The organism is Achromobacter sp. DMS1, assembly GCF_001270295.1.
Genome location: NZ_LHSJ01000254.1, coordinates 1 through 6,018, shown reverse-complemented (window position 1 = coordinate 6,018; position 6,018 = coordinate 1). Strand labels below are relative to the sequence as shown.

Below are 6,018 nucleotides of genomic sequence, written 5' to 3'. Positions count from 1 at the left end.
AACTCGCCGGCGCGCCCTGCCGGTTACCGGCCCTGGCGGCCGAGCTGGCCCGCCAGAGCGAATGGGCGGGCCTGCAGGGCGACACCATCGTGCTGCGCGTCGCGGTCAAGACGCTGGCCGAGAGCGAGAGCCGGGTTCGCCTGCAGACCGTGCTGTGCGAGCATTTCGGCCAAAGCGTGCGGCTGGACGTGGACGTGGGCGCCACCGGCGAGGCCACCGCGCACGCGGTGGCCCAGGCCGAGCGCGCCGCGCGCCAGCAGGCGGCCGAAGAGGCCGTGGCCGCCGATCCCTTCGTCCAGGCCCTGGTGGCCGATTTCGGCGGCCGGGTCGTGCCCGGCTCCGTCCGCCACGTCGATCCTCCCGCCGCCTGAGCGCGGCTTGCCGCCTATACCCGAATTCACACTCTCCCTTCACGAGGAAGCACCCATCATGATGAAAGGACAACTCGCCGGCCTGATGCGCCAGGCCCAGCAGATGCAGGAAAACATGAAGAAGGCGCAGGACGCGCTGGCCGAGATCCTGGTCGAGGGCGCCTCGGGCGGCGGCCTGGTCAAGGTCACCATGACCTGCCGCCACGACGTCAAGCGCGTGGCCATCGACCCGTCCCTGCTGGGCGACGACAAGGACATGCTCGAAGACCTGGTGGCGGCCGCCTTCAACGACGCCCTGCGCAAGGCCGAAGCCACGGCCCAGGAGAAGATGGCGTCGGTGACCGCCGGCATGCCGCTGCCTCCCGGCATGAAGTTCCCGTTCTGACACCGTTCCGCCGGCGCCCGCCTTTTCCCACCGCTCCATGGACGCACAGCTGCCCGAACCCGAACCGCTGGTTTCGCTGATCGAGGCCCTCAGGCGCCTGCCCGGCGTCGGGGCGCGTTCGGCCCGGCGCATGGCCTACCACCTGCTCCAGCACGACCTGCAGGGCGCCGACATGCTCGGGCGCGCGCTGGCCGGCGCCGTGCGCAACCTGCGGCATTGCGCCCGCTGCAACGGCTTCACCGAAGAAGAGATCTGCGCCACCTGCGCCAATCCCAAGCGCGATGCCACCCAGCTCTGCATCGTGGAAACGCCGGCCGACCAGAACATGATCGAGTCCAGCCACGGCTACCGCGGCCTGTACTACGTGCTGATGGGCCGCGTGGCGCCGCTGGAGGGCATCGGTCCGCGCGAGCTGGATTTCGAGCGCGTGATCCGGCGCGCCACCGACGGCGTGGTGCAGGAGGTCATCCTGGCCACCAGCTTCACCGCCGAGGGCGAAACCACCGCCCATTTCCTGGGCGAGGCGCTGGCCGAGCGCGGCTTGCGCGTCACGCGCCTGGCGCGCGGCGTGCCGGCCGGCAGCGAACTCGAATACGTGGACGCGGGCACCATCGCCTGGGCCCTGATGGAACGCCGCAGCACCTAGGGGCGACACGCCCTGGCAGGGCCGCGGCAACGCACCGCGCCCGAATCCGACAAAGAGAGGAAGACAAGCAATGTCAGCGCTGACTGGCCTGAAAGTCCTGGAACTGGGCACGCTCATCGCGGGCCCCTTCGCCGCGCGCATCTTCGGCGAGTTCGGCGCCGACGTCATCAAGGTCGAAACCCCGCACGGCCCCGACGGCAAGGGCGGCGGCGACCCCATCCGCAGCTGGCGCCACCTGCACGAAGGCAATTCCCTGTGGTGGACCGTGCAGGCCCGCAACAAACGCTCCATCGCCCTCAACCTCAAGGATCCGCGCGCCCGGGAGATCGCGCGCCGGCTGGCCCTGGAGGCCGATGTGGTGGTCGAGAACTACCGGCCCGGCGTGCTGGAGAAGTGGGGGCTGGGCTACGAACAGCTCCGCGCCGTCAACCCCGCGCTCATCATGGTGCGCCTGTCGGGCTACGGACAGACCGGGCCCATGAAAGACCAGCCGGGCTTCGGCGCCATCGGCGAATCCATGGGCGGCCTGCGCTACGTCTCGGGCCATCCCGACCGCCCGCCGCTGCGGGTGGGCATTTCCATCGGCGATTCCATCGCGGCGCTGCATGGCGTGATCGGCGCCATGATGGCGCTGCGGCACCGCGACGCCACCGGCGGCCGGTGGAACGGCAAGACCGGCGAGGAATGCCGGGCCGGCCAGGGCCAGATGGTGGACGTGGCGCTCTACGAGGCGGTGTTCAACCTCATGGAAAGCCTGGTGCCGGAATACGACGTGGCGGGCGTGGTGCGCGAGCGCACCGGCGGCGCGCTGCCCGGCATCGTGCCGTCCAACACCTACACCACGCGCGACGGGCAGAACATCGTCATCGCCGGCAACGGCGACGCGATCTTCCACCGGCTGATGCGCGCCATCGGCCGCGACGACCTGGCCGAAGACCCCGAGCTGGTGCGCAACGACGGCCGCGCCCGGCGGGTGGAGGAGATCGACGGCGCCATCCAGCAATGGTGCGGCGGGCGCGGCATCGACGAGGCGCTGGCCGCGCTCAAGCAGGCCGACGTGCCGGTGGGCAAGATCTACAGCGTGGCCGACATGTTCTCCGATCCGCAGTTCCTCGCGCGCCGCATGATCGAGCAGCATCATTTCGCCGACGGCTCGCCCGTGAAGCTGCCGGCGGTGGTGCCCAAATTGTCCGAAACGCCAGGCGGCACGCGCTGGATCGGCCCCCGCTTAGGGGAACATACCGAGGAAGTCCTGAAATCGCTGGGGTATGATGCAGCGGCTATCGACGAGCTGGCCCAGACCGGCGCCATCGGTAGGCCCGTCGGCTGAAACGCCGCTTGCCCGGCGCCGGGGCGGCAGCGGCCCCGCCGACCAGATTCGCCGCGCCGCGCGCGGCTACCAAGGAGACGACAGATGTCATTTACCCGCCGTGAAGTGCTCAAGATGGCCGGCGCAGCCGGCGTCATGGGCATGGCTCCCGCCATCGTGCGCGCCCAGAAGCTGGAAAAGACCAAGGTCCAGATCGCCGTGGGCGGCAAGGCGCTCATCTACTACCTGCCGCTGACCATCGCCGAAGTGCGCGGCTATTTCAAGGACGAGGGCCTGGACGTCAGCATCGCCGACTTCGCCGGCGGCTCCAAGGCCCTGCAGGCCGTGGTCGGCGGCAGCGCCGACGTGGTGTCGGGCGCCTTCGAGCACACCCTGGCCATGCAGGCCAAGGGCCAGGCCTACCGCGCCTTCGTGCTGCAAGGCCGCGCGCCCATGATCGGCGTGGGCGTGTCCAAGAAGAACATGCCCGGCTACAAGGGCCCGGCCGACCTGAAAGGCAAGAAAATCGGCGTCACCGCGCCGGGCTCCTCCACCAACATGGTGGTGAGCTTCTTCTTGGCCAAGCACGGCCTGAAGGCTTCCGACGTGTCCATCATCGGCGTGGGCGCGGGCGCCGGCGCCGTGACGGCGCTGCGCAGCGGCCAGATCGACGCCATCTCCAACACGGACCCCGTGGTGTCCATGCTGGAAATGCCGGGCGACATCCAGGTCATCGTGGACACGCGCACGCTCAAGGACACGCAGGACATCTTCGGCGGCAACATGCCGGCGGGCTGCCTCTATGCGCCGCAGTCCTTCGTCGAGGCCAATCCCAACACGGTGCAGGCCCTCACCAACGCCATGGTGCGCGCCGACAAGTGGATCCAGAAGGCCGGCGCCGAGGAAGATCGCCAAGGTCGTGCCGCAGAACTACCTGCTGGGCGACCCGGCGGTGTACAAGACCGCCATCTCCAAGAGCATGGAAGGCCTGTCGCCCGACGGCATCATTCCCGAGGACGGCGCGGCCACGGCGCTCAAGGCCCTGGCGGCTTTCACGCCCGGCTTCGACGCTTCCAAGATCGACGCCGCCAAGGTCTGGACCAACGAATTCGCGCGCCGCGCCAACGAGAAGTATCCCAATGGCTGAAGCCGCACTGTCGCTGGAAAACATTACCTGCACCTTTGTCTCTCGCGATGACCGCAGCCAGCGCTATACCGCGGTCCACGACACCACCCTGGCGATCGCCCCTGGCGAATTCGTCTCGGTGGTGGGCCCCACCGGCTGCGGCAAGTCCACCCTGCTCAACGTCAGCGCCGGCCTGCTCCAGCCCTCCTCGGGGCTGGTGCGGGTATTCGGCGAGCCGCTCAGCAGCATCAACGCGCGCGCCGGCTACATGTTCCAGGGCGAGGCGCTGCTGCCCTGGCGCAGCGCCCTGGACAACGTCATCGCCGGCCTGGAGTTCGCCGGCGTGGCGCGCGCCGAGGCGCTGGAGCGCGGCCGCGACTGGCTGCGCCGCGTGGGGCTGGGCGGCTTCGAGAACCGCTATCCGCACCAGATGTCCGGCGGCATGCGCAAGCGCGCCATGCTGGCCCAGACGCTGATCCGCGATCCCGACATCATCCTGATGGACGAGCCGTTTTCGGCGCTGGACATCCAGACGCGCCAGCTCATGGAAAACGAGGTGCTCGACCTCTGGATGGCCAAGCGCAAGGCGGTGCTGTTCATCACCCATGACCTGGACGAGGCCATCGCCATGAGCGACCGCGTGGTCGTGCTCTCGGCCGGCCCCGGCACCCATCCCATCGGGGAGTTCCATATCGACCTGCCGCGTCCGCGCGACGTGGCCGAAGTGCGCACCCATCCGCGTTTCGTGGAGCTGCATGCCGCCATCTGGGCGGTGCTGCGCGAAGAGGTGCTCAAAGGCTATGCCCAACAGAAGCGAGTCTGATTCATGCTGAAATCGATCAAAACCGGCTCCGCCAGCCTGCGCTTCTGGCAACTCCTGCTGTTGGTGGTCATCCTGGGCGTCTGGCACGTGGCTTCCAAGGATCCCAAGGTCGCGTTCTTTTTCGGGCAGCCGCTGGAAGTCTGGGGGCGCATCTGGGCCTGGTTCGTCACCAGCCGCGACATCTACACCCACTTGTGGGTGACGCTCAGCGAGACGGTGCTGGCCTTCTTCATCGGCACCATCACCGGCCTGGGCTGCGGCCTCTGGCTGGGCCTGTCGCCGGGCGCCAGCGCGGTGCTCGATCCCTACATCAAGGCCGCCAACTCCATGCCGCGCGTCATCCTGGCGCCCATCTTCGGCATGTGGTTCGGCCTGGGCATCTGGTCCAAGGTCGCGCTGGCTGTCACGCTGGTGTTCTTCATCGTGTTCTTCAACGTGTACCAGGGCGTGCGCGAAGTCAGCCCCACGCTGCTGGATAACGCCCGCATGCTGGGCGCGCGCCGCCGCCAGCTCCTGCGCCACGTCTACCTGCCCTCGGCGACGAGCTGGGTGTTCTCCAGCCTGCATACGTCGGTGGGCCTGGCCTTCGTGGGCGCGGTGGTGGGCGAGTACCTGGGCTCGGCCAGCGGCGTGGGCTATCTCATCCTGCAGGCCGAAGGCACGTTCGACGTGAACACCGTGTTCGCCGGCATCGTGGTTCTGACCGCATTCGCGCTGGTGCTGGACTACATCGTCGGGCTGGGCGAAAAGCGCCTCATGAAGTGGCAGCCCCGCACGGGCGAAACCGAGAAGATCTAGCGGGGCGCGGCGTCCTGCCGCGCGGGGGCGGTCATGCGGCGTTCTACCGGCACAGCGGCAGGCGCAGCGTCCAGCCCGCCGCATCGCGCTTGAGCGTCGCGCCGCTCGCCGCCGCCAGCAGTTCCACGTCTTCCCGGCCGACGGCGGGCTCGCGCCGGTCGCCGCCGGCCCTGCAGGAGGCGCGCAGCAATCCGGCTGCCGGCGCGCTCAGCTCCAGCTCGGCGTCTTCGGGCAGCGATTGCAGCAGATGCAGCAGCCAGGCCAGCGCCATATAGCGCGAGGCGTACTCCGGAAGCTCGGCGTGCGCGGCGCCGCGGGGCCAGTCGATATGCTGGCGCGATAGCAGCTGGTGCGAACATAGCAGCTTGCGGCAATCTTCGAGCAGGCGCTCCATGGTGGTGCGCGCGCCCTGGTCGGCCAGCCATTGGTCCAGCCCGCGGATGACGGCGACGCTGTCTTCCAGCATGGACGACAGCTCGCCCGCCAGTCGCTGCGAGCGCTGGGCCACGGCCTCCGCGCTTGCGCCCTCGGGCGCCTGGCGCAGCATGGCGGCCGCCAGC

The 6,018-nt window shown here is 69.1% G+C and carries 6 protein-coding genes and 2 pseudogenes; 7 read left to right on the top strand and 1 reads right to left on the bottom strand.

All coding sequences use genetic code 11. The features are described 5' to 3' along the window. From AD428_RS21580 to AD428_RS21550, 7 genes and pseudogenes are all read left to right on the top strand, one after another. Positions 1–371: pseudogene (locus AD428_RS21580) on the top strand (DNA polymerase III subunit gamma/tau); the annotation flags it as partial. Positions 372–429: 58 nt separating this feature from the next. Next, positions 430–756 carry a YbaB/EbfC family nucleoid-associated protein gene (locus AD428_RS21575; RefSeq protein WP_053246545.1) on the top strand — a complete coding sequence of 109 codons (327 nt, stop codon included), beginning with the start codon at positions 430–432 and terminating at the stop codon, positions 754–756. A gap of 37 nt (positions 757–793) precedes the next feature. Beyond that, entirely contained in the window at positions 794–1,402 is a 609-nt protein-coding gene (gene recR / locus AD428_RS21570; RefSeq protein ID WP_053246544.1) for a recombination mediator RecR, read from the top strand. A 70-nt stretch (positions 1,403–1,472) separates the two neighbouring features. Continuing rightward, the gene (locus AD428_RS21565; RefSeq protein ID WP_053246543.1) at positions 1,473–2,732 is read left to right on the top strand and encodes a CaiB/BaiF CoA transferase family protein; all 1,260 of its coding nucleotides are present in this window, start codon (positions 1,473–1,475) and stop codon (positions 2,730–2,732) included. Between the two features lie 84 nt (positions 2,733–2,816). Next, positions 2,817–3,858: pseudogene (locus AD428_RS21560) on the top strand (ABC transporter substrate-binding protein). Further along, complete coding sequence (locus tag AD428_RS21555) at positions 3,851–4,660, top strand: ABC transporter ATP-binding protein (protein WP_053246542.1); 810 nt, start codon at positions 3,851–3,853, stop codon at positions 4,658–4,660. The pseudogene AD428_RS21560 and the gene AD428_RS21555 overlap by 8 nt, the downstream one beginning before the upstream one ends. 3 nt (positions 4,661–4,663) lie before the next feature. Then, positions 4,664–5,458: an ABC transporter permease gene (locus tag AD428_RS21550; RefSeq protein WP_053246541.1), complete on the top strand. Its 795-nt coding sequence runs from the start codon at positions 4,664–4,666 to the stop codon at positions 5,456–5,458. Positions 5,459–5,501: 43 nt separating this feature from the next. Here the strand turns inward: AD428_RS21550 and AD428_RS26900 are convergent. After that, on the bottom strand, positions 5,502–6,018 hold a 517-nt coding region (locus AD428_RS26900), incomplete at its 5' end, for a hypothetical protein (RefSeq protein ID WP_053246540.1).

What these genes read in the sequence shown, in the direction of transcription:
- AD428_RS21575 (WP_053246545.1), top strand. Translation starts at nt 430, where the DNA reads ATGATGAAAGGACAACTCGCCGGCCTGATGCGCCAGGCCCAGCAGATG.
- recR (WP_053246544.1), top strand. Translation starts at nt 794, where the DNA reads ATGGACGCACAGCTGCCCGAACCCGAACCGCTGGTTTCGCTGATCGAG.
- AD428_RS21565 (WP_053246543.1), top strand. Translation starts at nt 1,473, where the DNA reads ATGTCAGCGCTGACTGGCCTGAAAGTCCTGGAACTGGGCACGCTCATC.
- AD428_RS21555 (WP_053246542.1), top strand. Translation starts at nt 3,851, where the DNA reads ATGGCTGAAGCCGCACTGTCGCTGGAAAACATTACCTGCACCTTTGTC.
- AD428_RS21550 (WP_053246541.1), top strand. Translation starts at nt 4,664, where the DNA reads ATGCTGAAATCGATCAAAACCGGCTCCGCCAGCCTGCGCTTCTGGCAA.